This window comes from Methylomonas sp. (assembly GCF_023228165.1).
Taxonomy (GTDB): Bacteria; Pseudomonadota; Gammaproteobacteria; order Methylococcales; family Methylomonadaceae; genus Methylomonas.
In genome coordinates this window covers 43,021-68,831 of sequence record NZ_JALOBS010000009.1, presented here as the reverse complement: position 1 = coordinate 68,831, position 25,811 = coordinate 43,021, and the positions used below count along the sequence as shown (strand labels likewise).

Below are 25,811 nucleotides of genomic sequence, written 5' to 3'. Positions count from 1 at the left end.
CTATTTAACCGAGGAAATTTATGGTCGAAGATCTTGTAGCGTTACGTGCGGTATTGTCTCGCATGGAAGGCGCTTTGAGCAACATTAGTGAACTTGATGCGGAAGTGCTTGAGTTCATAGATGCCCATTATCCCGATATGTTGAACGATCAAAAAGTTGTTCAAGTATTCAAAAATGTCGGCGATGCCGAAGACGAATTGCAAAGACAGTTTAATTTCCTGCGCGCGCGCTTAACCGCCGGCATACCGGAGTTTAAAAGCATTTGCGAAGCGGAAAGTTAGTCTGAGTGTTTAGGGGGAGGTGTTGCTATCTCCGAGAGGGTTCGATTTGATAGGCTTGAGAGTTTTACTCGTAGGCCTATCAGCGCCGGGTTTGCAGTATTCAATCCACCTGCATGGGCCGTTATTTTTTACCCACGCCCTTAAAGTTCTCCGGATCGAAGTCGGCAATATCGATTTTGCCGAAGTCCTTGGGCGGTTTATAGATGAGCGTTTCAAGCGTCTCCGGGTCGGACGTATGAAAGGCGCTTTCCTCGACGCGCACCAACTGCCAGGTATCGTCGCGCCTTGAATAGTTAAACTGAAAGTTGTTGGTCCAACGCCAATTGCTCCCGCCGTAGTGGCTGACCCTAAACGATTTCGCCGTGGCCGACAGCTCGGCGAACGGGACGCCGAATACGCCGCCGCAGGTCGAGCAAAACATGATCTTGTGGTTGGTTTTGACGACTTTCAGGCTGTTGTCTGGCTGGCGCAAGGCAATTTTTAACGGTCGTTGGCCTGTCTCGGTTTCAGGAGCGGCGTCATGCATTTTTTGACGTTCGAGGATAAACACATAATCGGATAAACCGTCGCCATTCAGATCGGCGCCGGCATAGGCCAATAATGACGTATTCGCTGCCACGAAAATTCGTAGTTCGGTCGGAACGTCGGGATTCTCATCGTTTGCCAGGCAAAGCGTTGGCAGTAGCAAGATGGGTATCACATGCTTGAGCATAGCCAGGTTAGCGGCCAATAGTCTGCTAGCGCTTTCGCCCCGCCGAACCGCAGTTGCCCAAGTTTGAATATTCAATTTCCTGGTGGTCCGGATTCGTCGGTCGGCAAGGTGTTGCATGGCTGCAGCGGTGTTAGATGGCGGTAAAGCGGTTGGTACAGCGCGGTTGCCCAGTGCTCAAAATGTGCGGTTTCGGTTTGATACAAACTGGCGAAGCTGGGGAAAAAACGTCCCAGATACGTATCGTAAGTAACTTCGCCGGGGTTCCATTCATCGCCGTCGTATTGTGCTTGCGCGGTTTCCAGGGCTTTTTCTTCCGAGGTATTCAGCCAGGCGAACGCGGTGCGGCAGGCTACCGGTAGCGGGGCCCGCATGCCTTGCCGCCAGGATTCCAGCAAAGTCTGTAAATGGCTAATTGCATCGGCTTGCGGCAGCGGTTGAATGGTAATGATACTGTCGGCGGCGGCAATAAAGCTATGTACCGACAGGCCATCGGCGCAGGCGGCCAGATGCCGCAGCCAGGGCAGGATCAGGTTGTGATACTGAATCAGGTCTTTTTTAAGCAGCGTTTGCGCCGTCAAACTTAGCAATGCACATGGGTCATCAGCGTCGGCTCGGCGCAATTGGTTGAGTCCGGCACTCAGTTGCACATTGATGTGGTCCGCAATGACAAAACTCAGCTCGATATGCCGGGGCGGTATCTCCTGAGGCCATTGCTCAAGCAGCATTCGATATTGATGCCAAGCCCGGTCCGCGGGGTTGGCGATGCCGGCGAAAGTGGTTTGGGCGAAGCCGCCCAACGGCAGCGCGCCTTTAGCGCTTAACGCGGTCATTTGCTGTTGATAAAAGCCGTCGAGGTCGACCGGTTGCCGACTTTGTAAATCCTGCAACAGTTCTTTGCCGTGGATGTGTGCCTGTAAGCGGTCGAAACCGAACGGTTCGTTATCTTCGCTGGTGACATCCTCGCTGTCGAAGCTGAATTTCAGGCTGTGCTGGCAATAAGTTTTGACCGGCGCTCTGAGGAAACGCGCCAGTGCTTCCAGATTCAGGGTGTAGGATATTTCCTCGCTAGCAGTTTCGTCAGTAGCAACCGTTGCCTCGTCGGGCGACGGTTGAAACCATTCCCGGGCATAGCTGAACAGGCGCGGATCGCGGTTGGACTTAATGTAGTCCGGGCTGAAGGGCTGCAACGGGTGTTCCAGCGTCAGGGTTTCCAGCAGCTTTTGTCCGTCCGCCAAACCAAAACTTTGTTGCAGAAAATCGCGCAATTGGGCGATCAACACCGAGGGAGGTCGTTCGCTATTGTCGCGGATGCTGCGGCCTATCCAGCTGATGTAAAGTTGCTGTCTGGCCGAGAGCAGCGCTTCCAGGAACAGGTATTGATCGTCCTGCCGCCGCGAGCGGTCGCCGGGCCGGTATTGGCCGCGCTGGTTCATTAAGTCGAAGCCGTGCGGGTATTGGTTGCGCGGGTAATCGCCGTCGTTCATGCCCAGCAAACAGATCACTCGGAACGGGATGGCCCGCATCGGCATCAGGGTGCAGAAATTTACCCGACCGCTGAGGAAACGTTGTTGCAGATTGGGTTCGTCCACCGCCGCCAGCCAGGCTTCGCGCACCACGTTTAACGGTAATAGGTCGTTTGCGCCGCAGCCGCCCTGCAGGCAGGCCTGATGCCAATTGCCCAAGGCCAGCCGTAGTGTATCCAGGGTTTTGCGGTCGCGCTGGTTGTCGGCAACAAAAAAATCCGCCAACAATTGGCTCAGTGCTTGCAACCAGGCGTCGGCATTTTGCTCATGGCCGAGACTGCCGGCGTAACGTTCCAGCGTATCCAGGATATGGCATAAATGTCCCAACCATTGCGCATCCAACCCGCCGATTTCCGGGTAAGGCTCGATGCCGTTGAAGGCGTCCCCCGCGCCCACCGCATAACCCAGCAACATACGGCGCAAACCGAATTGCCAGGTGTTGGCGGCAAAATCGGCCGGCATCTCTACCGTGCGGGCGCGTTGTTCGGCATTCAGGCCCCAGCGGATGCCGGCTTGTTCCAGCCATTGGTGGAGTTTGGGAATGGCGGTTTCGTCTATGTCGAAGCGCAGCCGCAAGGCCGGTACTTCCAACAGCCCCAGAAATTCGCTGACGTTGAAGCGCGATTCCGGCAGATTCAACAGGGTTTCCACGGCCACCAGCAGTGGATTTTCGCCGCGTTGCTGTTGATCGGCCAGACTGAACGGAATATGGCGCGGGTCTTCGGCTTGGACTTGGCCGAACACGGCGCGGATATGCGGCGCGTATTGATTGATGTCCGGCACCATGACGATGATGTCGCGCGGATAGAGTATTTCGCCGGCTAGTTGCGCGGCATCGAAACGAGCCAGCAACTGGTCGTGCAATATTTCCACTTCCCGCTGCCGGCTATGGGCAATATGGAAGGCCAATGATTGATCGGGTTTGTCCAGCAACAGCGGTTGTTCCGGTATCGGCTCCAAATCCAGGATACTTTGTTGTAGCCGTTGCAGGATGCTGCGTCGGCCGTCGTCGCCGTAATCCTTGAACAAATCGATTTTATGATCCGGCCAGTGCCAGTCGGCATAGGCCTGGGTTTCGTCGAAATGGTCCAGCAAGCGGATATAGTCGCGGCCTTGTTTGCCCCAGGCCGCCAACAGCGGGTTGGCATGCAGATGCAGTAGTTCCGGATTCAGGCCGGCGGCCATGCCGGCTTTGTAGGTTTGTCGTTTACGCTGAGCTTTTAACAATTCCTTGTCTTCGATGATGTCGGCCCAGTAATGTTGACATGGGTTATGCACGAACAAAACCACCTGGCAAAACCTACCCAGCTTGGCCAGCACTTCCAGCGATTGTTGCGGCAGAGACGACAAACCGAATATCACAATGCGGCGCGGGATACCGGCGGGACGTTGCCGCAGCGTGTCGACATTGGCCATGAATTGGGCATGCACCGAGGCCCGACTGGCGAACGGGTTATAGTCGCTGCCCAGATCTTCCAATATTGCCCGCCAGAGTTGCGATTGCCATATTTGCCGGTCGGGCAAGGGTCGTGCTTCGCCATGCGCATCGCGGAAAGTATCCTGGCCGGCTGCCCAATCGACTATCCAGTCGGAACGATATACTTGGTATTGATCGAACAGATCGGCCAGTTGTTCCGCCAATTGGAAGCGTTTTCGACTATTGAAATCGTGTTGTAGGAAATGCGCCAGACTTTCAAAGCCGGTTCGGCTGATCAAGGCCGGCAACAATCGATACAGACGCCAGCTCAGCGGGGCTTTGGCCAGCGGTTGCTGCTTGGGAATTTGCTGTCCCAATACCGCCCGGTAGACGCTCCAGATGAACAGAGACGGCAATTGGATGTGCATGGCGGCGGCAATGCCCAAGGCGTTGTTTTGCGCCAGACTTTGCTTTAACCATTGGCCCATGCCGTTGCTTTGCACCAGCAATACTTCATTTTCCAACGGCGCCAACGGGTGTTGGCGCAGCCAGTGTTCCACCACATCCCGCAGGGCTTCCAGTTGGTTGGAATGTATGACGGCGATGCCGCTGTCCAGGCTATTGCTCATAATAGCGATATGGGCTTAGGCGGCAGGCACGACAAACGTTCGCATCGGTTTAGGGGAGGGTTTCCGTTAACAGGGTTTCCAAGTTTTGGACTTGTTCATCGCAAGTTTCGATACTGGCTTGTACTTTGCGTTTGAAGAATAAGCTCATGGATTCACCCGCCATTTCATGCTCGGCGTATTCATTTAATAGATGGCAGGCGTCGTTCATTTCTTGTTCGGCATCTTCCAGCTTTTCGTTGTCGTTGTCGTTCATCATCATAAGACGGCTGATCAACACATTTTGGTGCCTGAAGACCGACTCTGCATAGTCGGCGAAGTTATCGTAGGCTTTTGCCGCCGGCGGTAGCGTGGTGCAAGCCGTGGATCCCATCAGCATAACAAACAGAAAATTTTTATATCCGGATAAAGCCATCTTTCATCTCTTTATACAAAGAAGTCTATCAAATTTGCGGTTGCCCGATTAATGCAAAAGGCGGTTGAAGATTAATGACAGCAGTTAATTTTAGCGGCATTCTTTAAGCCTGATTCGGCCTGTAGCGGGCAGCATACAAACAATCGAACGGACTATTTTAACTGTTCGGCGGCGATTAGGCACATATAACCGCGCAGCGAAGCGAGCGGATGCGGAGTATTAATCCGCGCAGGGCAGCTGTTGCGTGGTGAAGCGGTTGGCTTTGATGGTTTTAGACCAGTAGGTAAGCGGAAGTCCGGCCTTGTGCTTGAGGTGCTGCAGAAATTGCATGGGGCTAGGCAGGCTTTGCCAGTTGGAAGGCAAAAAGGAAGCATGGTGCGAGCCGTCTTGTAAAACCAGGCCGTCGATATGCGGCCTTAATTGGCTGATGAGTTCTACTTCCGAATTAAAACTGAGTGGTTCCAGCGCGGATACCAGATCGATATGGATATCCAGTTCGTCAAGTTCCTCGGAACTGACGGCAGGGAAATGTCTATCGCAAAACGCGGCGGCAAAGGCATTTTCCGAGACATCTTCCGCTAATGGGCGAACCGGGTCCAGACGACCGATACAGCCGCGTGGTTGCTGGTGGTATTCCAACATCACAAAGGTTGCGCGGGGCTTTACCAGTGCCGGCGAATATTTCGAATTATCGACGCTCAGCGGCTTGCCGGTTTTTAGGCCATGGGCAACGGATTGCCAGGCCAGGCTCAATAAAACGCTCTGTTGGGGTTTAGTCAATGGCTCAGACACGGTATTTTCCTGATCACGATGTGCTGACGGATTACAATTTTTCGGATGCGCGTATCCGCGAATAGTACAACATGGCAAACACTCGGCGTTTTAATCCCATTGGGACTTGTGCACATTGTAGCGGCGGCCCTTAATTTTGCCGTTTCTTAGACAAGTCAAGGCCTGGTCGGCATATTGGCGGGTTATGGCTACGTAGGCGTGTTTGTCAAATACATCGATTTTGCCGACTTCGGTGGCGGCAATACCGGCCGTGCCCGTCAAGGCGCCCAAAATATCACCCGGACGTACTTTCTGTTTGCGGCCGCCGTCGATCCATAGCGTGATCATGGGCGGTTGAAAGCGCCGTTCATAACTCAGTTTAAAGGGCGCTAGTTCGTCCCAATGAGCTGAAATGTTCAGGTAATCTTCAATGGCCTTGACTCTGTCCAGCTCGGTCTCGGCGCACAAGCTCAGCGCCAAACCTTTTTTGCCGGCCCGGCCGGAGCGTCCAATGCGGTGCACGTACACCTCCGGGTCCCAGGGCAGTTCATAGTTGATGACGGCCTGCAATTCCTTGATATCCAGGCCTCTGGCGGCTACGTCCGTGGCTACCAATACCGAGCAACTTTTATTGGCGAACCGCACTAAAACTTGGTCGCGGTCTCTTTGTTCCAAATCACCATGCAAGGCTTGCACGGAAAAGCCGCAATTGGCCAGGCTGCCTGCCACATCCTGGCATTCACGCTTGGTGTTGCAAAATACTACCGTGGATTCAGGTCGGTGGTAGGCCAATAAATAGCCCAAGGCGTGCAATCTTTTCGCTGGGTCGACGCGATGGAAGTGTTGGGCCAGATCGTTGTCGTGATGGTTGGTGTCTATGCTGACGGCGATGGGTTTAAATTGAAAGGATTGACTCAGTTTCCGAATCGTGTCGGAGTAGGTTGCCGAAAATAACAGGGTTTGCCGGTGACTGGGGGCGTATGAAATTACATCGCTAATGATGTCCGAAAAGCCCATGTCCAACATTCGGTCGGCTTCATCCAACACCAACACTTTTATATGATCCAGACGCAAACTGTGTTTTTGCAGGTGTTCCTGCAAGCGGCCGGGCGTGCCCACGACCACATGCGCACCGTGCAGTAAGGAGTCCCGCTGCGGCGCAAACGGCACGCCGCCGCACAAAGCCAACACTTTAATATTTTGGGTGAAGCGGGCTAATTGACGCATTTCCTTGCAGACTTGATCGGCCAGTTCGCGGGTAGGGCATATTACCAAGGCTTGGACTTTGAAATGACCGACATCCAACCGGGAAATTAAACCAATACCGAACGCGGCTGTTTTTCCGCTACCGGTTTTGGCTTGGGCAATTACGTCCTTGCCCTCCAGTATATGCGGTAGGCTTTCGGCCTGTATGGGGGTTAGCTGGGTATAGCCTAGCGATGCAATGTTTTCAAGTAAGGCGGGTTTTAACGGTAATGCGGAAAATTCTGGGCTATTCACAAAGGCTCTGATATCTGTGGGAGGCGGCCGATTGCCGGCATCCGGCAGGCAATCATAACAGGGTTGGTTTATAACGAGGCCAGTGTAATCAACTTTTTCATCAGTTCCGCCTGACTATGTACATTCATTTTTTGCATGGTGTGCTTGATATGATTCCGCACCGTTTCTTGCGAACGATAGGTATGGCTGGCTATGTCCGGTATGGAAGGGTTCTTCATAAAGTGCAGGGCGCAAATCGCTTCGCAACGTGACAGGCTGTGAAGATGCATCAAGCGGTCCAGGGCCGGATTTTTATCTTTTTCGTGGGTAAAGGTCAGAATGAAGCCATCCATATAACATTCCCATTGATACAGATTTTTTAACGAGGCGATGGGAATCAAGGAAATTTGACAGGACTGGCACTGGTTATGAATAGAGCTGCTTTCCTGATTATGTTCGATCAGGGACAGCAATCGTTGTTCGATGACCGGGTTTTTCATACCGAAGCGGTTCTCGGAAATATGCACGCAATCCAGCTGGCTGATAATCGCCGTATAGATCGGATCGGAAAATAGAATATTCAGTTCATGATCGACGATGATATAGCCGTCGAAATGATCGCCCAGGTGGTGGAGCAACTGGCTATTGATTTTATGGCGTTGTTCTTTATGTATGGCATCTTGCAGTATCGGCAGCATGTTTTCCAACAGCTGGGTGATGTGTTGTTGCTCCGCATGACTAAATGCATGTTTACGATTCAGCAGCAAACTGAGTGCGTGATTTTGAGAGCAGGCCAATGCGACGCCGAATCGAAAATTTTGCTGTTCGGGGGCGAAAAAGGCGCTTTTAAGTTCAGAAGGATTTCCGTATTGCAGGTTTTGATTGCAGGTTATGCGCCGCGGATTTTTGCTGATGTAATGATTGAATAAATCCAGCCGGTTTAATTTGTCCTGGTACTGTTCTTGATATTCGTTCGAGATGTGGGCGCTGAATAGAAAGCGGGTGTTTCCGTAATCATTTAGATCGGTCACCAATAACGCGCTGGAATCGAAACACAGTTGTCGAGTCAATTCGTTCAGAAAACGGTTCCAGATTAAAGGGTATCCAGGGGCGTTTGCGAGTATGGTGTGCAGATATAGATCGTCGGATAATTGTCTCATTGAGTGCCACCCTTGTTTTTATTATTAGTGTTGTCATCAGTCAATAAGCGTCATTTGCGAACGCGGGGCGTTGCCTGCTTTTATGAATTTATACACAGCCTAAAATAAGGCTTCCTGTCGGTTATCTGATTTAAAAAGATTGTCGCCGGTCTGTTTAATTTCCCGTCAAGCGGCTGTAAAAGTTTGCTGCATCAAGGTGTTTATTCAATCCAAAACGCAGCGCTGCCCGTTATGAAACGGTGTTGCTTAGCATACCCCTTAAATAATTGATTGGCCAAAAAATTGACCCATTTGGGTCATGGCGGCGGCTGAACACTTCAGTTAAGCTGAACCCGAGTCATGTAGTGGAATACCACTATTCACAGGATATGGGGACGAGACAATGAAAACAAATTTAAATGCGCCGGTTCTATTTGTCATTTCATGGTTTATAGCGACAACTTGTCAAGCGGAAGCCATTTCAACCTTGGAAAGAATCAGGGCCGATAGGGCCTGTGCGGCAATGGTGGCGAAGGGTTTACGGCCGATTGCCGAGCAGCAAACCGAACGTTTTCTGGGAAAAGTCAGCGAGGACACTGCACAATGCCGCGGCGGCAAAAAAGCCTTGGCCGGTCGTAGTGTGGTGTGGGTGGATTGGCCCAATTATTGGGGAACCGGAGATGCCAGCAGCAAGGCGGAAGGCTGGGAATCCGTCACCAAACTGGGCAAACATCTCAATCCCAACGGCCGGGGCGTGGATGGCGCCTTGATGGATTTGGAATATCAACGCATGGAATTGCTACGCTTCAATCTGTACGACAATAAAACCTACGAAACCTTCATTAAAGGTGTTGGTAAAACCGCCGGTCCCGTGGTGAAAGTATGGGCGGAAATGCGTTTGCCGCATACTCATCCTTTGTATGAGCAGGTGACCGACAAGGACGGCACCCAAGTTTGCAAAGGGGAACTGATCCGTCACCGTAATATCACCGGTATCTGCAACGATATTTTCAATCCGGCCATGGGTTCGACCAACCAGTTATTCGCCCGCAACGTCAGTTTCGATTCGACCTTTCCCGACCTGGGCGCCAATGAGTTGGTCCGCAATCGCCATGGCGACCGCTTGAGTTTATTAAAGCCCGATCCGCAAGTCATCTCCAGGAAGTTATTTACCCGTAGTCAATCAAAACCCGACGCGTGTAAACAAGGGCAGGGTTTACCGGGTAATGCCAAAAATGCCGAGTGCGACTATAAGAAAGCCCCGTTTTTTAATGTATTGGCGGCCTATTGGATACAGTTCATGACCCACGATTGGTTCTACCATTTGCGGGAAGGACAGAATACCGAGGCCAGAATGCCGGTCGGTTGCGCCAGCCAAATGGTCAATAACCAGGAACAAGCGCTGAGCGCCGAGCAGGCCGCCAAACTGGGATGTCGACCCAATGACAAGGTGGATGTGGCGTTGGTCGCGCAAAAAGAACCCGCGCCTACCTTTGAATACCAGGGTAAAACCTATTTGTCCCGCGCTCACCGCACCACGGAAAACACCGTTACCGCTTGGTGGGATGCTTCGCAAATTTACGGGTTCGATGAACTTTCGCAAAAACGGGTGAAACGGGATCCTAAGGACGCCGCGAAATTATTGATGACGCCGCGCGGCAATCATAGCGGGGCCGGCGAAAAACAAGGTTATCTGCCGGTGTTCAACAGTTGCGAAAATGCCGGACCGGATTGTTCCCCCGATCCCATCAATCCTGCCTGGAAAGGTCAGGAAGCCGCCGGTTTCGCGGATAACTGGACGGTGGGCCTGAGTTTTTACCATAACCTGTTCGTGCGCGAACATAACGCCTTTGTCGATAAATTCCGCGCCAATGCCGAGGTCAACCCGGATTTAGACTCCGGTTTGCGCAATCCGGATCGTCCCGAGCAGGTGATTACTTACAAAAAAGTCAGTGACGAAGAGTTGTATCAAGCGGCCCGTCTGGTGGTGTCTGCCGAGATTGCCAAAATTCACACCATTGAATGGACTACGCAATTGTTATACGACGAACCGCTCTATTTAGGTATGAACGCCAACTGGAACGGGTTGTTAATGAAAGACGACCCTGTTTCCAAGGTGTTGGAAAAAATCGTCGTGAATAAACTGGCCAAATCCGAAAAAGAAATCAAGGCCAATCAGTTTTATTCGGTGTTCGCATCGGGTGCCGGCATCTTCGGCTTGGGCAGTCACCGCTATAAAAACCATCCGACCTTTTTAGGCAGATTAATCGACAAACGCGATATTTGGGATATCCGTAATCCAGAACATGTAAACGGCGGTATTAATCACTTTGGTTCGCCGTTCAATTTTCCGGAAGAGTTTCCCACCGTTTACCGCTTGCATCCTTTGTTGCCCGATTTGCTGGAATATCGGGAATTACAGGCTCCGAATGCCATTGCCAAAAAAGTGCCGGTAATCAGCACCTTTAGAGGCAAAGCCACTCAGGCCATGACCGACGGCGGATTGAGCAACTGGGCATTGAGCATGGGCCGGCAACGTCTCGGCTTGTTAACCTTGCAGAACCACGCCCAGTTTTTACAAAACCTGGATTTGCCGCGCCTGAACACCGAAACCAACAAAATCGATATCGCGGCATTGGATTTGATCCGGGACCGGGAACGCGGCTTACCGCGCTTTAACGAATTCCGCCGCCAATACGGTTTGAAACAGCTGACCAGCTTCGACGATTTTATCGACTGGCGCTTGCCGACCAACAGCGCGGAATATCTGGAGCAGAAACGCCTGACCGGGTTGTTGCGCGAAGTCTACGGCCAGCATAAATGCGATGCCGGCAAGATCATCACCGCCGCGCAGTTGAACGAAGATGGTTCGCGCATCAACGATTGCCTGGGGCATCCGGACGGCAGCATGGTCGACAATATCGAGGACCTGGATACCGTGGTCGGTTGGCTGTCGGAGTTCACCCGTCCGCACGGTTACGCCATTTCCGAAACCCAGTTCCATGTGTTCATTCTGAATGCCTCGCGGCGTTTGTTTAGCGACCGTTTCTTTACCTCCAGCTTCCGTCCGGAATTTTATTCCTCGCTGGGCGTGGAATGGGTGATGAACAACGGACCCGACGGCAAAAAAATGGAGCCCAAGCCTTCCAACGGCCACGAGGTTGAAGTATCGCCGTTGAAAAGAATCATGCTGCGCACCATGCCGGAACTTAAGGATCAGCTTGCCGGCGTCGTCAATGTGTTCGACCCTTGGGCCAGGGATAGGGGCACGGATTATACCCTGCAATGGAAACCGCAAAGCAGCGCGGCAAGCGACGAAAGCTTTCAATAAGGTAAGTACATAACAGCAGCGGGGGAGCGGCGATTATGAATCAAGACATGCCGATCGAAGATTTGGTTACCGAGATGAATCGGGGCATTGCCGCCGTCATCTCGGACGAGGCCGAAAATGGCCTTGTGCCCCGCTTCAATCAGGCCAAAACCATAGGCTGTTTGCGGGGCGAGTTTCGCGTGCATGAGGATATTCCCGCCGAATTGAAGCACGGGGTTTTTTCCGAAGCGAAAACCTATCCGGCCATGCTGAGGTTTGCCAACGCCACCAGCCGGGACGATGCCGAAAAGGATGTGCGCGGCTTGTCGATACGGCTCTCCGGTGTGGAGGGGCCGGTACTTTGGGGAGAGCCTGGTTGCCAGGATTTTATTCTAAATAGCTATCCTGCTCTATTCGTGGCCACGCCGGAAGATTTTCTGGGCTTTATCCAGGCCCGGCAGGCCAATCGGAAACTGTGGTTTTTTTTGAACCCGTTCGATCCGCATCTGAAAGCGTTGTGGATAGCTTTTAAATCCCGGCAAAAGCATTTGTGTCCGTTCGATGTGCGGTTCTGGAGCACCACCCCCTACCGCCTGGGCGAACAGTCGGGACAGGTGGTGAAGTATTCCGTGCTGCCCTGTTCGGACTACCAGACCCTACAAACCGAAAATCCGGGCCGTAACCAGCTGCGCGCGGCGATGAAAGCGCATTTGCAACGCTTTCCGGCCAAATTTCATTTTGCGGTGCAAAAACAAACCGATCCGCCGACCATGCCGATTGAAGATGCCTCGGTGATTTGGGATGAAACGGTTTCGCCCTTTCAAATCGTCGCTACCATCACCATAGAAAATCAGGATTTCGACGACACGGAGGCGCTGGCCGACTGCGAGCGCAGCAGTTTTAATCCCTGGCAAAGCCTGGCGGCGCACGAACCCTTGGGGCGCATGAACCAAGTTAGACGTCTGGTATATGCCCACGCCGCGGCCCTTCGCAATAGCAATCAGGAGTAAACAACATGAACGATACCGTCAATAGTTGGTTGAGCAAATCACGTGAGGAGCTGGATGAAATTTATTGCAATGCCACGCCGGGCAAGATTCCCAGCGGCGATACCCAGGGTACCGCGATTTTGGCCGGATCGGTGTTCTCTAAATTAGTGGCATTTTTGGCCGGAGTATATGCGTGGCAGGGCAAGAAATTCGATTTGTTTTGTCCCGGCGGCCAAGCCGGAGTGCTGGTCAACAAAATCACTTTTTTCAGTCTGACCTTTATCGTCGCCAAAGTGTACATGGACAAAAGCTGGCTGGACCAAAAAGACACCATCGTCATCGATTATTCGAAAACCTCGTTTTTCGCCAAAGTGATACGCGATGAAATTCGCGAGATCGAACCCGGGGTTTATCTGGGCAAGGTATGGTGGGGCAAAAAACGGATCCTGGATTTTGCGTTAACCAGCAAAAGTGCCGCATAAGGCCCATAATCCGAGTATGTCGCTATGACCCCTCAATCCACTTTCATGATAGTGGCTCCGGTACGTGACGGGGAGCTGGAAGCGCTGCGCAGTTTGCTGGCGGGAATGAATAAAACGGTGGGGCTGGCCGATCCGGCTAACGGGTTGGTGCCTTTCGGTGAGTTCGATGGCTTGCACATGGCGCGTTTTCTAATTATTGAAGCGCTTACCGGGGACGACGTCAAAGCCTTTGGGCGGGCGCCTCAACCATGGCAGCCGACCTTGGCATTTCTGGGCGATTTTGACGGCGACCGAGTGACATTCTTAACCGAATTGGCACGGAAAGCCGAGGACGGGCTAAAGCAAATATTTGCCCATTGCGAAGGCTTTACCAAAGCATTCGATCTGGTGAGCTGGATGATGACCCACAACATCGAGCCGGCGGCCAATTACGTCAACTGGCGGGGACGTACGGTCAGGCAGGTGCATGAAGAGGCGGCATTGCATCGATGTCTGTCGGAATATTTACCACAAATCGTCGCCGAGACGGGGCGGGGCAACCCCCGGGCTTTGCGGCAAAAACTGTTATCTCATGTCGAGATGCAAAAACACCTTGGCCTCCTCAAACTGTCTCCGGAAGAGCCCACGCCTCTGGCGTGGTTAATCCGGGACGGGCTGCACAAGATTGGGGTGCCGTTGATTTTATTGCTGTTATCACCGGTATTCCTGATCTTGGCGCCTTTTTTTGCGCTGCGCTTGCGTATGCTGGAGCGTTCAGACCCGGAGTTGTTCATTCGTCCGAGTCGCGAACATATCGAAGCCTTGGCCTATCTGGAAGATCGGGATGTCAGTAATCAATTCAACGTGTTCGGCGATGTCAAACCCGGGCTGTTCAGGTTGTTTCTGTTTAAATTAATAATGCTGTTGACGGATTATGTGGCCAGACACATATACAACCACGGCTTCTTGACCCGGATCAGAACCATTCATTTTGCCCGCTGGGTGTTCATGGACAACAATCGCCGGGCTTTCTTCGCCAGTAACTACGACAGTAGCCATGAAAGCTATATGGACGATTTCATTAACAAGGCCGGTTGGGGGCTGAATCTGGCTTTCGGCAATGCGATCGGTTACCCGACTACCCGTTGGTTTGTGAAGCAGGGCGCGGAACGGGAACAGCAGTTTAAATACACGCAAAGGCGGCACCAGTTACCGTCCGACGTCTGGTACAAGGCCTATCCGGATTTGACGGCCATCGATTTGGCACGCAACAGTCGCATTCGCAAAGGTGTGGAAATACGCCAGGCAAATGAACAGGCCATACGTGACTGGCTCGCCGAAATCTAAGTAGGGAATCAGGGCAATGACACATTCAAGCGACTTTCAATTCGACGATCTGCAGGGCTTGTTGCGCTTTGGACATGGACGTTTAAGAGACAGCTGTTTTTTATTATTGAATGTGGCCGATCAGGCGGCCGCTAAACAATGGTTGGGCGGTGCGCCGATTACTAGGGCCATTCAAACCAGTCCCCCGCCTAAAACCGCTTTGCAGATTGCCTTTTCTGTGGCCGGTTTGCGCGCTTTAGGCTTGAAAGAATCAGTGATCCGGGATTTCTCCGATGAATTTATCAGCGGCATGTCAGGTAACGAAAGCCGTTCCCGCCGCCTCGGCGATGTAGGCGCCAATGCGCCGGAATACTGGGAATGGGGCGGCAATAATCAACAAGTGCCGCATATGCTGCTGCTGCTGTATGCAGAACCAGGCAAAATCGCTGCCTGGCGTAAAAAAGTGGAAACCAAGCTGTTTGTCAAGGCCTTCCAGTTGCTGGCCCAGCTACCGACCCAGGATATCGGCGATATCGAACCCTTCGGTTTTGTCGATGGCATTAGCCAACCCAACATCGATTGGGCCGCCCAACAAACGCTCGACTCCCACCAACGCGACAGTTTTTCCAACCTGTTGGCGGTGGGCGAAGTGGTGCTGGGCTATCGCAATGAATATAAGCAGTATACGGTAAGGCCGCTGATCGATCCTGGCAGCGATCCCGGCGCGGCGGAATTGCCGCCGGCGGAAGAGCAGCCCGAATTGAAGGATTTCGCCCGTAACGGCAGCTACTTGGTGTTACGGCAGCTCGGGCAGGATGTGCCGGGATTCTGGCAATTCCTCGATAACGTTAGCGGCGGCGATGCGGCACAGCGAGAACAACTCGCCGCCAGCATGGTAGGGCGGCGGCGGGACGGTTCGCCTTTACTGCCGCCGGCCAGCGCAGCCATACCCGGTATTGCCGCCGATGACCACCTCAATCGCTTCAATTATCTGCCTGACCCTGGCGGTACGCGTTGCCCGATCGGTGCGCATGTGCGCAGAGCCAATCCGCGAACCGGCGACATGCCGTCCGTTTCGGGTTGTTTTTTCAGCCGGTTGCTGAAAATTTTGGGTTTCGGCCTTAAACGTTACGATGAGGACTTGATTGCCTCGACGCGCTTCCATCGGTTACTGCGGCGAGGACGCGCCTACGGCCCGCTGCTGACGCCGGAACAGGCCGTCAAAGCCGATGCACCGGTTGCCGAGCGGGGCTTGCAGTTCATTTGTCTGGTGGCCAACATCTCCCGTCAGTTCGAATTTGTACAGAATGCCTGGGTGGTGAACGGTAAATTCGCCGGTCTGCAACAGGAAAGAGATCCGTTGCTGGCGCATCGCCAGCCGCTGAATGACGGCACGCCTACCGATCAGTTCCACCGCCCCGATGCGGCGGGGCCCACGCAAACCGTGGCGCATTTGCCGCAATTCATCAGCGTGCGAGGCGGTGCTTACTTTTTTATGCCGGGGCTCAGTGCCATTCGCTACCTGGCAGCCTTACCCCATCAGGGAGACCCGTCGTCATGACCATCAAGAACTGCATACTAATGGCAATTCACCGGTTTTTACTGCAATTGTTGTATCTGGAACGCCGCCTTGAACCCCCGTTTCGTCCGGCATGGAACGCGGTTTTCCGGGAACCTGGCGTCAGGCTGGTGCAATTTCTGATTAATCTGCGCCGTAACAACGAAGGCTTGAAAATCGCCGAAGAACGAATCGATCCGGATGAAAAGCAAAGCCTGGATAACATCATCGACTTGATGGCCGACCAGATGCGCGGTCGCTTCAAGCCCGGCGGCTACGAACGGGGCGGCAATACCAAAACCCATGGAGTGTTGAAGGCCACGGTCACCGTCCGCGACGATATACCCGAGCATTGCCGCATCGGGATCTTCGCCGAACCGCGAAGCTATCCCGCCTATGTGCGTTATGCCGGCCCCGGCCCGAACGTACCGTCCGATATTCAGGATGTCGGCTTCTTGAGTATGGCGGTTAAATTGATGGGAGTGCCCGGTAAAAAGCTAATGGATGAAGAACAATTCACCCAGGATATTATCACCACCAGCGGTGGTCCGACCTTTGTGACTCCGAATACCCGTGAAAACGCCAAGTTGCAGTATTGGAGCTTGCGGGACATGACCTTGTACTACTTTCTGAATCCGTTCGATTCGCATTTTTTGGACATGTTCATGCAAAGCCTGTGGAATGAGACCCAAACCAACCCGCTGGGTAAACGTTACTGGAGTTGTACGCCTTATTTGCTGGGAGAAGGCCAGGCCGTGATGTATTCCTTCGTGCCAAAAGCCAATATCGTGTCCCCGATACCCGGCTTGCCGTTCGGCAAGGTGCCGTTTAATTATCTGCGGGATAATCTGACCAAAACCATAGCCGAAACCGATGTGGAATTCGACTTGATGATACAGCTGCAAACCGACCCGCATTTAATGCCGATTGAGGACAGCTCGGTGCGTTGGCCGGAAAAATTGTCGCCGTTTGTTCCAGTCGCCACGGTGCATATTCCCAAACAGCAGCACAACTTCGAGGCCATGGCGGACTTTACCAAACGGCTTAAAATGAACCCCTGGCATTGCCTGCCCGAACACCGGCCGCTGGGTAACCTGAATCGGGCCAGATTCAGGTTGTATCATGAATTATCTAACTTCCGGCAGCAGATGAATCAGGTTAGCCACCTGGAGCCCACGGGCGACGAGGTGTTTGAATAAGTTTGGCGGAATGGTGCTTACTCAAAATTTCGGCGGAAATCAGTTCCGCGGTGTCAGATCTCACAATTGTGAAATTAGCGCCTCTAGGTCAGTTGATGGCGGACTTAGAGGGGCCGACAGGCAAGTGACGACCCCTATGTGTAGATTTTTAATATCACCTGGATGAGAGCTAGAGTCCACAAGGGATACGGCCAATATGAGTAATTCTTAGCTCCACATAGTTTTGCCGATGTCCTGAAGTAAAAAATTCAGTGTCATCAGGGATTCCAATGAGTCATGTCCGGCGCCACTCAACCCCTTAGCTATTTGAGAGCCAATTGGCACCCTAACCCTAGATTTCATGACTATCGCTATGTATCAAAGGGCTGGAATCAACAATGAGCCGATGTTATCCAAACGATGGCAAGTTGACGCTACATCTTCAAGCATCGAAATTATGTGTAGTTGTGTTCAGCCTTGCGCAGCGGACGCCTAGGGCTGAGCCACAAGGTAAATGTGCAAATACACATAGTTCGGCACTACACACACCGACTTTGTGCTGGATGCGCTGGAGCAGGCGTTACATGACCGGCAACCCCTACATGACGGCGGCCTGATTCACCATAGCGATCGAGGTGTGCAGTACGTTTCGATCCGCTATACCGAGCGCCTGTCAGAAGCCGGCGTTGAGGCCTCCGTGGGCAGCGTCGGCGACTCTTTTGACAATGCCCTGGCTGAAACCATCAATGGCTTGTATAAGGCCGAGCTGATTCATAAACAATCATGGAAGAATCGCGAAGCCGTCGAACTGGCCACCTTGACCTGGGTCGACTGGTTTAACCATCGACGCCTACTAGGACCGATTGGTAACATTCCACCAACCGAAGCCGAGGCCATGTATTATCAACAACTTTCCGAGTCGGCTAAGGCAGCATGACTCACAACAATCAGCCTCCGATATTCCCGGGCTTGTCCAACAACCGGTTCAGATTGTGGTTCGCTCCGCTCACACAATCTAACCTTATACGTTAGGCAGCCTATTTCATAGGCTGTCGACGCTATTTCCCGAACGCCTTATCTCCCGCCGTAAAGCCAGCAGCCGTCAGAATATTGACCCGTATTTCAAGCGGAAATTTTTTGCCGCCTTATGCCGCAACTGTTTTTTTGACACCTGAATAATAAATCAATTTTTTTAATTTGTTGAAAATAAAGCTAATAATTATTATGGCATGACACCTGCTTTTGTTTTTTAAAACAGGAGGTGACTAACATGGCAATCAATTTCAACAATGCGTTAGGTATTCACCCGCAAGCTTTGGCCTTACGCGAAAAGCGTAGCGAAATCCTTGCGGCCAATTTGGCGAATGTCGATACCCCGGATTACAAAGCGAAGGATTTGGATTTCAAATCGGTACTCTCGCAAACAATGGATAAGACCGGGCATATGGATCGGACCCAAGTAGGGCATTTGACCGGGCCGCAGACATTACTGGGCGCCGATTTGCTTTACCGAAACCCGCAACAGCCTTCATTGGACGGTAATACGGTAGAAGCCCATATTGAGCAATCCAAATATGCCGAAAACGCAGTCCAATACCAGGCCAGTTTACGATTCATCAATAACAGGTTTTCCGGGCTTATGTCGGCCATACGTGGAGAATAATCATGTCGTCTATGAACATCTTTAATATTGCCGGTAGCGGCATGAATGCGCAAAACCTCCGATTAAATCTGGTGGCGAGCAATATATCCAATGCCAACAGTGTGAGTAGCAGCATAGATGAGGTATACAAATCCAGGCAGCCGGTATTTGCCGCCGAATTAAAAAATATCATGGATAAAGATAACGCCGCCAGCAGTGTGAATGTGATGGGGGTTGTTGAGAGTCAGGCTCCGCCCGTCATGGAATATGCACCCAATCATCCCATGGCGGACGAGCTGGGGTACATCTATAAACCTAATGTCAATACGGTAGAGGAAATGGCCAATATGATGTCCGCATCGCGATCCTACGAAAACAATGTGGAAGTGTTGAATACCGCAAAAAATCTGATATTGCAGACCTTGAAAATGGGACAGTGAGGGATAAGTCATGGCTACCAATACAATAGATACTTACTCAAATATAGGTCTGGCGACTACCAATAACGCAACTCCGCAAAAGCAGACATTAGGGCAAGAACAGTTTTTGAAATTGCTGACTACCCAATTGACTCACCAAGATCCCATGAAGCCTATGGATAACGGCGAGTTTCTGGGGCAGATGGCGCAATTTAGTACCGTTTCCGGAATACAGGATTTGCAGGCGTCCTTCAAGGATTTCGCCAGTTCCATCAGCTCGGATCAAGCATTGCAGGCCGCCAGTCTGGTCGGGCGTTATGTATCCGCGCCAAGTCAGCAGGCGTTATTGGCCGCCGGCGGCACGGTTTCCGGCGACTTCAGTTTGCCCAGTAGCTCGCCGTCCGTGACCTTGAAAATTATTAACCCGCAGACCGGCGAGACTGTGCGGGATATGAATCTGGGGGCGCTATCATCCGGCACCAATGCCTTTGTTTGGGATGGAATGGATAACAATGGCCAGTTTGCGAATCCCGGGATTTATACGGTCGAGGCCCAAACGCAAATCGACGGAACCAATACTGCTTTGGCGACCAATATCACTTCAAAAGTGCAAAGCGTCACCATGGGCAGCGGTAGTGGCGGCTTGCAAGTAAACCTGACTGGCCTGGGGCCGGTTAAATTTAATCAGATTAAACAAATTCTTTAGGAGGCGGTCATGCCATTTACTACAGCATTAAGCGGTCTAAATGCCGCATCCAACAATCTGGCGGTGACGGGCAATAATATTGCCAATGCCAATACCGTTGGTTTTAAAAAGTCGCGATCCGAGTTTGCGGATGTCTATGCATCCAGTTTGGGCGGGGTCAGTAGTATCCAGCCGGGGGCGGGGGTCAGAGTTGCCAATGTTGCGCAGCAATTTAATCAGGGTAATTTGCAATTCACGGATAATAATTTGGATTTGGCGATTAGCGGCGAGGGTTTTTTTACGCTGGGTAAAAGTCCAACTGAAACGAATAATTTATCCTATACCCGTTCGGGTGAATTCAAGCTGGATAAGGATGGTTATTTGGTGAATAATCAAGGCTCTGCCTTACTGGTGTATAGACCTAACGGTACAAAAGTATCTGACGGATTTAGCGTGGGTGTTACTCAGCCGGTGCAAATCAATACATTAACCGGTTTGCCTTCCGCAACCAGCAGCGTGGATATGGTCGTTAATGTTGATTCTCAACAGTTGCCTCCTTCTACTGCTGTTTTTGATCCGAATCAGAGCACCAGCTATAACAATCAGACCTCAGTAACCGTATATGATTCGTTAGGGTCTCCTCATATAATGACCAGTTATTTCGTTAAAGTAGCGGCGGATCCGGTTGGCCCGCCAGTAGTGGCGGATAACACGTGGGCCGTTCATCACTATATGAGCGAGCCAGCGCTTGCTGGCGCGGATCCGGCGCTGATACCCAAGACAGCGGTCGGCACGGGAACATTGGTTTTCGATGATACAGGTAAATTGGTGGACAATGCCGCCTCGATATTTTCCATGAGTCCGACGTATGATCCTGGTAATGGTGCTGCACCCATCGATATTTCTGCAATCAGTTATGTAGGCTCCACACAGGTGCAACAGAAATTCAGCGTCAACGAAATGTCGCAAAATGGCTTGCCTGCCGGACGTCTAACGGGTATCGATATTGATGACGAAGGGGTTATTTTTGCTCGGTTTAGTAATGGCGGATCCACGACCGTGGGGCAAGTTGCCTTAACCCGCTTTCCCAATGTCAATGGCTTAGCCAAATTGGGTGATACTACTTGGGGACAAAGTGCCAACTCGGGTGAACCGATACGCGGTGAGGCGGGTGGAAATAATTTCGGTACTATTCAGTCCGGTGCTTTGGAAGCTTCTAATGTGGATTTGTCGGCCCAGTTGGTTAATCTGATCGTGGCTCAGCAACATTATCAAGCCAATGCTCAGACCATCACCACCGAGAACCAGATTATGCAAGCCATACTCAATATTTAATGAGGGAGAACGATCATGGATCGTAGCCTTTATATTGCTATGAATGGCGCCAAGCAGACATTGTTGGCGCAATCGGCGAATGCCAATAATTTGGCTAATACCCAAACCACGGGTTTTAAATCGGATTTTGAGCAGTTTCGTGCCATGCCTTCCTTCGGCCCCGGCTATCCTTCGCGGGTTTACAGTATGACGGAACGTCCCGGTAGCGACCTTTCCTCCGGAGGTTTGCAAACCACCGGACGGGATATGGATGTGGCCATCAATGGGGAGGGCTGGTTTGTGGTGCAAGCCAAGGATGGCTCGGAAGCTTACACTCGCGCGGGTAATTTGCGGATTACCCCGCAGGGTCTACTGCAAAACGGCGCCGGTCAGAATCTGATAGGCGAAAATGGGCAACCTATTGCCATACCGCCCGCCCAAAAGGTAGAAATTGGCCGCGACGGTACCATTAGTATGATTCCGCAAGGCGCTAATGCAACCAATCTGGTTTTGCTGGAGCGGATAAAATTAGTCAATCCCGGCAATCAGAATCTGGAAAAAGGCGACGATGGCCTGATGCATCTCAAGCAAGTCGGCGCCCCCCCCCCTAAGCCGGACGCTAACGTCAGTCTGATCCAGGGTTCGCTGGAAGCCAGTAATGTCAATGCCATGTCCGCCATGGTGGAGATGATCGAACTATCGCGTAATTTTGAATTGCAAACCAAAGTCATGAAAGCCGTCGATGACAACGCGGGTGTTTCCACCAAACTGATGCAAATGGCATAGAATCTGCATTACTCCTGATAAGACAAATAAATGTCAGTCAGGAGGTTGTCATGACAGAACGAGCATTATGGGTGGCCAAAACCGGCCTGGATGCCCAACAAACCCGAATGGCGGTTATTTCCAATAATCTGGCCAACGTCAATACCACAGGCTTTAAAAAATCACGCCCGCTATTTGAAGATTTGATTTATCAAAACGTCAGACAGGTCGGCTCGCAAACCACCCAAAATACTCAACTGCCCACGGGTTTACAGTTAGGTACCGGGGTAAGAACCGTCGCAACCGAAAAACTGCATACCCAGGGCAATATTCTACAAACCGAAAACTCGTTGGATGTGGCGATCAACGGACGCGGTTATATCCAGATTTTAATGCCGAACGGCGACATCGATTACACGCGCGACGGTTCGCTTAAGTTGGATTCGACCGGTCAACTCGTCACTTCGGGCGGTTTGACGCTGGAACCCAATATCACCATCCCCCAGGACGCGATTAGCATCAGCATAGGCCGGGACGGTACCGTCAATGTTGTTCAACCCGGCAGCGCGGCGGCAACCAACGTCGGTCAGATCCAATTAGCAGACTTCATCAACCCGACCGGGCTGGAACCAGTTGGGGAAAATCTTTTCCGCGAATCTGTTGCCAGCGGTCCACCGATTATCGGCATTCCTGGAGAAAACGAGTTGGGTTCATTGCAACAAGGGGCATTGGAAACTTCAAACGTGAATGTGGTGGAGGAATTGGTCAATATGATTGAAACCCAACGCGCTTACGAGATGAACTCCAAAGCCATTTCCACCACAGACGAGATGCTGTCGTTCGTTACACAGCAACTCTAAAGGTAGGACATCAATTATGAAAGCATTGATTTTAATGGGCTTATCGCTGGCAATCTTGACCGGTTGCGACACGCTGCCCAAAAGAGACCCGGACTTTGCCCCGGTGCAACCGGCCGACTTGCGCCCCCCGGCGCAAAGAAACGGCGCTATCTATCAATCGGGTTACGACATTCGTTTGTTCGAAGACATTAAAACCCGCAGAGTGGGCGATGTGCTGACAGTGACCTTAAACGAAGCCACAAAAGCCAAAAAACTGGCCGATGCGACGGCGGCAAAAGATACCAGCGTATCGGTCACCGCGCCAACCCTGTTCGGTATTGCCAGCCAGGCACTATTGGGACACGACTTGAAAACCAGTTTGGCCGCTTCATCTTCCTTTGACGGCGGCGGCACGGCTAATCAAAGTAACAGCCTGACCGGCGCTATTAGCGTCACGGTGGTGGAGGTGTTACCCAACGGCAACTTGAGAGTTAGAGGTGAAAAACGGGTGGCGATGAATGATGGCGATGAATATGTGCGTTTATCGGGCATTGTACGGCCCATCGACATCTCTACCGCCAACACCATTTCTTCCGCCAAGATAGCAGACGCCACCATTATGTATAAAGGCGACGGCGGCATGAACGATTCCAGCAAAATCGGTTGGCTAGCGCGGTTTTTCCTGAGCCCGATATTTCCTTTTTAATAGCGTTCGAAACCAACGTTTTCGGAGACGACAATGAACAAAATTCTCGGTTCAATCCTATTTATGGCACTACTCTTGTCATGCGGTTATACACGAGCCGAACGAATTAAAGACTTGGCCTCGGTCTCCGGTGTACGTACCAACCAATTAGTCGGTTTCGGTTTGGTCACCGGTCTTGATAAATCCGGGGACGTGTCTTCATTATTCGTGCGGCAGAGTTTGCGTAACATGGCCGGAAATTTAGGCATTACTTTGCCGCCGGATTCCAATCCGAAAACCAAGAATACAGCTGTAGTCAGCATTCACGCCGAGTTGCCGGCTTTCGCCAAACCAGGTCAAAGAATTGACGTTACGGTATCGTCTATTGGTGATGCGAAAAGTTTGCGCGGCGGTTCTTTATTGATGACGCCCCTGCGCGGTGCCGATGGCAATGTCTACGCAGTGGCGCAAGGCAATTTAGTGGTGGGCGGATTAAGTGCGTCAGGCCAGGACGGCTCAAAAATTACCGTTAACAACCCGCTGGTCGGCCGTATTGATAACGGCGCCACAGTGGAACGTAGCGTGCCGACTTCTTTCGAAGAAGGTACGGATGTAGTGTTTGACTTAAACAGCTCCGATTTCACGACGGCCAACCGTATGGTGGAAGCCATTAACAACACCGTGGGTGCGGGAACGGCCACGGCGATCGACGGCACCTCGGTGAGTGTTAGAGCACCGGCGAATTCAAGCCAGCGGGTAGGTTTCGTATCTGTGATTGAAAACATCGAGCTTTCACCGGATGACGCGCCGGCTAAAATCATCATCAATTCCAGAACCGGAACGGTGGTCATCAACAGTAAAGTCAGAGTGCAGCCGGCCGCCGTATCTCATGGCAGCTTAACCGTTACCATTAATGAAAACCCACAGGTTAGTCAACCGGCGCCACTATCGGGTGGGCAGACTGTCGTGGTACCCCAATCCGATATTGCGGTCAATCAGGAAAACAACCATATGTTTGTTTTCAACCCCGGTGTCACATTGGATGAAATCGTCAAAGCCGTCAATGGGGTAGGCGCGGGGCCCAGCGATTTGGTGGCGATTTTAGAGGCGTTGAAATCGGCGGGCGCTTTGCGGGCCGAATTGATAGTGATTTAAAAAAATTCAGACAAGTTATGAAAGGTAAAAGGCTGGACGATGGTTTTATTCAAACTCGCTTTCAGCCGGCTTTTAGGAGGAACTCATGTTAAATACCGACGCTGCATCCGTATACACGGACTTTAATGGTCTGGCAAAACTGAAACAAGGTGCGCGCGAGCAAACGCCCGAAGCAATCGCTGAAGTCGCCAAGCAATTCGAATCCGTATTCCTGACCATGGTTTTAAAAAGCATGCGCCAAGCAAAATTAGCGGATGGAGCTTTGGATAGCAAACAAAGCGATTTTTATCGGGATATGTTTGATCAACAGATGGCGATCAATCTGGCCGGCAAACCGGGTGTCGGATTGGCTGATTTAATCGCCAAGCAATTGTCGCCCAAGCCAAAAAGCGAGAAAGACCAAGAGATGCAGGCCGGCGATTATTTGAACCGAGCCATGGGTATCAAAGCTCAAGCAGCCGGTCAGTCGCTTAATACTGCCCCAAATACGACTACCGCTAGTGTCACGGCCGCCCAAGCCATGGAAGAATCCGGCTTAAACCGCTTACAGGAAAGCCTTGAGCGTTTGGAACAAAGTCAAAAAGCCCTTGATGAGCAATGGAAAGCCATGCAGTCCGATCTGGGTGGCGGCGAAATGGCGCTTAACAAACAATTATTTATGAGTCAGTTGTCGCCTCATGCGCAGCAGGCCGCCGATGAACTTGGCGTGGATGCCAATGTGCTGTTAGCGCAGGCCGCGTTAGAAACCGGATGGGGAAAATCGGTGATCAAAAATGCCGAAGGTGAAAGTAGTTTTAATCTTTTTAATATCAAAGCCGATAAAAGTTGGCAAGGCAAACAAAATCAAGTATCCACTTTGGAATATGAGAACGGGGTGGCCAGAAAAGAAATGGCGGGATTTAGATCATACGATTCTTATAAACAAAGCTTTGACGATTATGTGAAATTCATCAAATCGAATCCCCGTTATAGCGAGGCTTTGAAGAAGGCCGATCATCCTGCCCAATATGTCCGGGAGCTGCAAAAGGCCGGTTATGCGACCGATCCTCGCTATGCGGAGAAAATCATGAGTATTTATAACAGCCAAATCGCCGATCAGGCGCTGGTGAGTGCGGGGTAGGG

General features: G+C 51.7%; 22 protein-coding genes and 1 pseudogene. 17 read left to right on the top strand and 6 right to left on the bottom strand.

The annotated features are described in order from the left end of the window. Nucleotides 1–20: 20 nt before the first annotated feature. Nucleotides 21–281 carry a hypothetical protein gene (locus M0R33_RS08435; RefSeq protein ID WP_292567774.1) on the top strand — a complete coding sequence of 87 codons (261 nt, stop codon included), beginning with the start codon at nucleotides 21–23 and terminating at the stop codon, nucleotides 279–281. A 121-nt stretch (nucleotides 282–402) separates the two neighbouring features. Here M0R33_RS08435 and M0R33_RS08430 read toward each other — a convergent pair whose 3' ends face one another. From M0R33_RS08430 to M0R33_RS08405, 6 genes are all read right to left on the bottom strand, one after another. Beyond that, nucleotides 403–1,068 carry a hypothetical protein gene (locus M0R33_RS08430; protein ID WP_292567773.1) on the bottom strand — a complete coding sequence of 222 codons (666 nt, stop codon included), beginning with the start codon at nucleotides 1,066–1,068 and terminating at the stop codon, nucleotides 403–405. Then, the gene (gene recC, locus M0R33_RS08425) at nucleotides 1,065–4,562 is read right to left on the bottom strand and encodes an exodeoxyribonuclease V subunit gamma (RefSeq protein WP_292567772.1); all 3,498 of its coding nucleotides are present in this window, start codon (nucleotides 4,560–4,562) and stop codon (nucleotides 1,065–1,067) included. The genes M0R33_RS08430 and recC overlap by 4 nt, the downstream gene beginning before the upstream one ends. Before the next feature lie 49 nt (nucleotides 4,563–4,611). Continuing rightward, the gene (locus M0R33_RS08420; RefSeq protein ID WP_292567771.1) at nucleotides 4,612–4,974 is read right to left on the bottom strand and encodes a hypothetical protein; all 363 of its coding nucleotides are present in this window, start codon (nucleotides 4,972–4,974) and stop codon (nucleotides 4,612–4,614) included. Between the two features lie 219 nt (nucleotides 4,975–5,193). Next, nucleotides 5,194–5,766, bottom strand: coding sequence for an AmmeMemoRadiSam system protein A (gene amrA, locus M0R33_RS08415; protein ID WP_292567769.1), 573 nt, complete (start codon nucleotides 5,764–5,766; stop codon nucleotides 5,194–5,196). Between the two features lie 90 nt (nucleotides 5,767–5,856). Further along, entirely contained in the window at nucleotides 5,857–7,245 is a 1,389-nt protein-coding gene (gene dbpA / locus M0R33_RS08410; RefSeq protein ID WP_292567767.1) for an ATP-dependent RNA helicase DbpA, read from the bottom strand. A 68-nt stretch (nucleotides 7,246–7,313) separates the two neighbouring features. Beyond that, nucleotides 7,314–8,384: a LuxR C-terminal-related transcriptional regulator gene (locus M0R33_RS08405; protein ID WP_292567765.1), complete on the bottom strand. Its 1,071-nt coding sequence runs from the start codon at nucleotides 8,382–8,384 to the stop codon at nucleotides 7,314–7,316. Nucleotides 8,385–8,766: 382 nt separating this feature from the next. Between M0R33_RS08405 and M0R33_RS08400 the strand changes: the two genes are divergently transcribed. The 16 genes and pseudogenes from M0R33_RS08400 (at nucleotide 8,767) to flgJ (ending at nucleotide 25,809) form a co-directional block, all read left to right on the top strand. Next, complete coding sequence (locus tag M0R33_RS08400; protein ID WP_292567763.1) at nucleotides 8,767–11,694, top strand: peroxidase family protein; 2,928 nt, start codon at nucleotides 8,767–8,769, stop codon at nucleotides 11,692–11,694. A 35-nt stretch (nucleotides 11,695–11,729) separates the two neighbouring features. Then, complete coding sequence (locus M0R33_RS08395) at nucleotides 11,730–12,683, top strand: catalase (RefSeq protein ID WP_292567761.1); 954 nt, start codon at nucleotides 11,730–11,732, stop codon at nucleotides 12,681–12,683. A gap of 5 nt (nucleotides 12,684–12,688) precedes the next feature. After that, entirely contained in the window at nucleotides 12,689–13,144 is a 456-nt protein-coding gene (locus M0R33_RS08390; RefSeq protein WP_292567759.1) for a hypothetical protein, read from the top strand. A 24-nt stretch (nucleotides 13,145–13,168) separates the two neighbouring features. Then, the gene (locus M0R33_RS08385) at nucleotides 13,169–14,470 is read left to right on the top strand and encodes a hypothetical protein (RefSeq protein ID WP_292567758.1); all 1,302 of its coding nucleotides are present in this window, start codon (nucleotides 13,169–13,171) and stop codon (nucleotides 14,468–14,470) included. Nucleotides 14,471–14,486: 16 nt separating this feature from the next. Then, nucleotides 14,487–16,010: a peroxidase gene (locus tag M0R33_RS08380; protein ID WP_292567756.1), complete on the top strand. Its 1,524-nt coding sequence runs from the start codon at nucleotides 14,487–14,489 to the stop codon at nucleotides 16,008–16,010. Further along, on the top strand, nucleotides 16,007–17,206 hold the full coding sequence (locus M0R33_RS08375) for a catalase family protein (protein WP_292567754.1): 1,200 nt from the start codon (nucleotides 16,007–16,009) through the stop codon (nucleotides 17,204–17,206). The genes M0R33_RS08380 and M0R33_RS08375 overlap by 4 nt, the downstream gene beginning before the upstream one ends. Before the next feature lie 526 nt (nucleotides 17,207–17,732). After that, nucleotides 17,733–18,122 (top strand): annotated as a pseudogene (locus M0R33_RS08370) (integrase core domain-containing protein); the annotation flags it as partial. A gap of 333 nt (nucleotides 18,123–18,455) precedes the next feature. Then, the gene (gene flgB, locus M0R33_RS08365) at nucleotides 18,456–18,848 is read left to right on the top strand and encodes a flagellar basal body rod protein FlgB (RefSeq protein ID WP_292567752.1); all 393 of its coding nucleotides are present in this window, start codon (nucleotides 18,456–18,458) and stop codon (nucleotides 18,846–18,848) included. Nucleotides 18,849–18,850: 2 nt separating this feature from the next. After that, complete coding sequence (gene flgC, locus M0R33_RS08360) at nucleotides 18,851–19,267, top strand: flagellar basal body rod protein FlgC (RefSeq protein WP_292567750.1); 417 nt, start codon at nucleotides 18,851–18,853, stop codon at nucleotides 19,265–19,267. 10 nt (nucleotides 19,268–19,277) lie between these two features. Further along, nucleotides 19,278–19,952, top strand: a complete 675-nt coding sequence (locus tag M0R33_RS08355; protein WP_292567748.1) for a flagellar hook assembly protein FlgD — start codon at nucleotides 19,278–19,280, stop codon at nucleotides 19,950–19,952. Nucleotides 19,953–19,961: 9 nt separating this feature from the next. After that, a complete protein-coding gene (gene flgE, locus M0R33_RS08350; protein WP_292567746.1) occupies nucleotides 19,962–21,266 on the top strand; it encodes a flagellar hook protein FlgE in 1,305 nt (434 codons plus the stop codon). Nucleotides 21,267–21,281: 15 nt separating this feature from the next. Further along, complete coding sequence (gene flgF / locus M0R33_RS08345) at nucleotides 21,282–22,031, top strand: flagellar basal-body rod protein FlgF (RefSeq protein WP_292567744.1); 750 nt, start codon at nucleotides 21,282–21,284, stop codon at nucleotides 22,029–22,031. A 50-nt stretch (nucleotides 22,032–22,081) separates the two neighbouring features. Further along, on the top strand, nucleotides 22,082–22,870 hold the full coding sequence (flgG, locus tag M0R33_RS08340) for a flagellar basal-body rod protein FlgG (protein ID WP_292567742.1): 789 nt from the start codon (nucleotides 22,082–22,084) through the stop codon (nucleotides 22,868–22,870). 16 nt (nucleotides 22,871–22,886) lie between these two features. Next, nucleotides 22,887–23,555 (top strand): flagellar basal body L-ring protein FlgH, encoded by a 669-nt coding sequence (gene flgH / locus M0R33_RS08335; RefSeq protein ID WP_292567740.1) that lies wholly within the window; start codon nucleotides 22,887–22,889, stop codon nucleotides 23,553–23,555. Nucleotides 23,556–23,588: 33 nt separating this feature from the next. Beyond that, a complete protein-coding gene (locus M0R33_RS08330) occupies nucleotides 23,589–24,689 on the top strand; it encodes a flagellar basal body P-ring protein FlgI (protein WP_292567738.1) in 1,101 nt (366 codons plus the stop codon). A gap of 85 nt (nucleotides 24,690–24,774) precedes the next feature. Then, a complete protein-coding gene (flgJ, locus tag M0R33_RS08325; RefSeq protein WP_292567736.1) occupies nucleotides 24,775–25,809 on the top strand; it encodes a flagellar assembly peptidoglycan hydrolase FlgJ in 1,035 nt (344 codons plus the stop codon). The last annotated feature ends 2 nt before the right edge of the window (nucleotides 25,810–25,811 follow it).

Coding starts and splice junctions, on each gene's coding strand:
- M0R33_RS08435 (WP_292567774.1), top strand. CDS start 21: ATGGTCGAAGATCTTGTAGCGTTACGTGCGGTATTGTCTCGCATGGAA.
- recC (WP_292567772.1), bottom strand. CDS start 4,562: ATGAGCAATAGCCTGGACAGCGGCATCGCCGTCATACATTCCAACCAA.
- M0R33_RS08420 (WP_292567771.1), bottom strand. CDS start 4,974: ATGGCTTTATCCGGATATAAAAATTTTCTGTTTGTTATGCTGATGGGA.
- M0R33_RS08405 (WP_292567765.1), bottom strand. CDS start 8,384: ATGAGACAATTATCCGACGATCTATATCTGCACACCATACTCGCAAAC.
- M0R33_RS08400 (WP_292567763.1), top strand. CDS start 8,767: ATGAAAACAAATTTAAATGCGCCGGTTCTATTTGTCATTTCATGGTTT.
- M0R33_RS08395 (WP_292567761.1), top strand. CDS start 11,730: ATGAATCAAGACATGCCGATCGAAGATTTGGTTACCGAGATGAATCGG.
- M0R33_RS08390 (WP_292567759.1), top strand. CDS start 12,689: ATGAACGATACCGTCAATAGTTGGTTGAGCAAATCACGTGAGGAGCTG.
- M0R33_RS08385 (WP_292567758.1), top strand. CDS start 13,169: ATGACCCCTCAATCCACTTTCATGATAGTGGCTCCGGTACGTGACGGG.
- M0R33_RS08380 (WP_292567756.1), top strand. CDS start 14,487: ATGACACATTCAAGCGACTTTCAATTCGACGATCTGCAGGGCTTGTTG.
- M0R33_RS08375 (WP_292567754.1), top strand. CDS start 16,007: ATGACCATCAAGAACTGCATACTAATGGCAATTCACCGGTTTTTACTG.
- flgB (WP_292567752.1), top strand. CDS start 18,456: ATGGCAATCAATTTCAACAATGCGTTAGGTATTCACCCGCAAGCTTTG.
- flgC (WP_292567750.1), top strand. CDS start 18,851: ATGTCGTCTATGAACATCTTTAATATTGCCGGTAGCGGCATGAATGCG.
- M0R33_RS08355 (WP_292567748.1), top strand. CDS start 19,278: ATGGCTACCAATACAATAGATACTTACTCAAATATAGGTCTGGCGACT.
- flgE (WP_292567746.1), top strand. CDS start 19,962: ATGCCATTTACTACAGCATTAAGCGGTCTAAATGCCGCATCCAACAAT.
- flgF (WP_292567744.1), top strand. CDS start 21,282: ATGGATCGTAGCCTTTATATTGCTATGAATGGCGCCAAGCAGACATTG.
- flgG (WP_292567742.1), top strand. CDS start 22,082: ATGACAGAACGAGCATTATGGGTGGCCAAAACCGGCCTGGATGCCCAA.
- flgH (WP_292567740.1), top strand. CDS start 22,887: ATGAAAGCATTGATTTTAATGGGCTTATCGCTGGCAATCTTGACCGGT.
- M0R33_RS08330 (WP_292567738.1), top strand. CDS start 23,589: ATGAACAAAATTCTCGGTTCAATCCTATTTATGGCACTACTCTTGTCA.
- flgJ (WP_292567736.1), top strand. CDS start 24,775: ATGTTAAATACCGACGCTGCATCCGTATACACGGACTTTAATGGTCTG.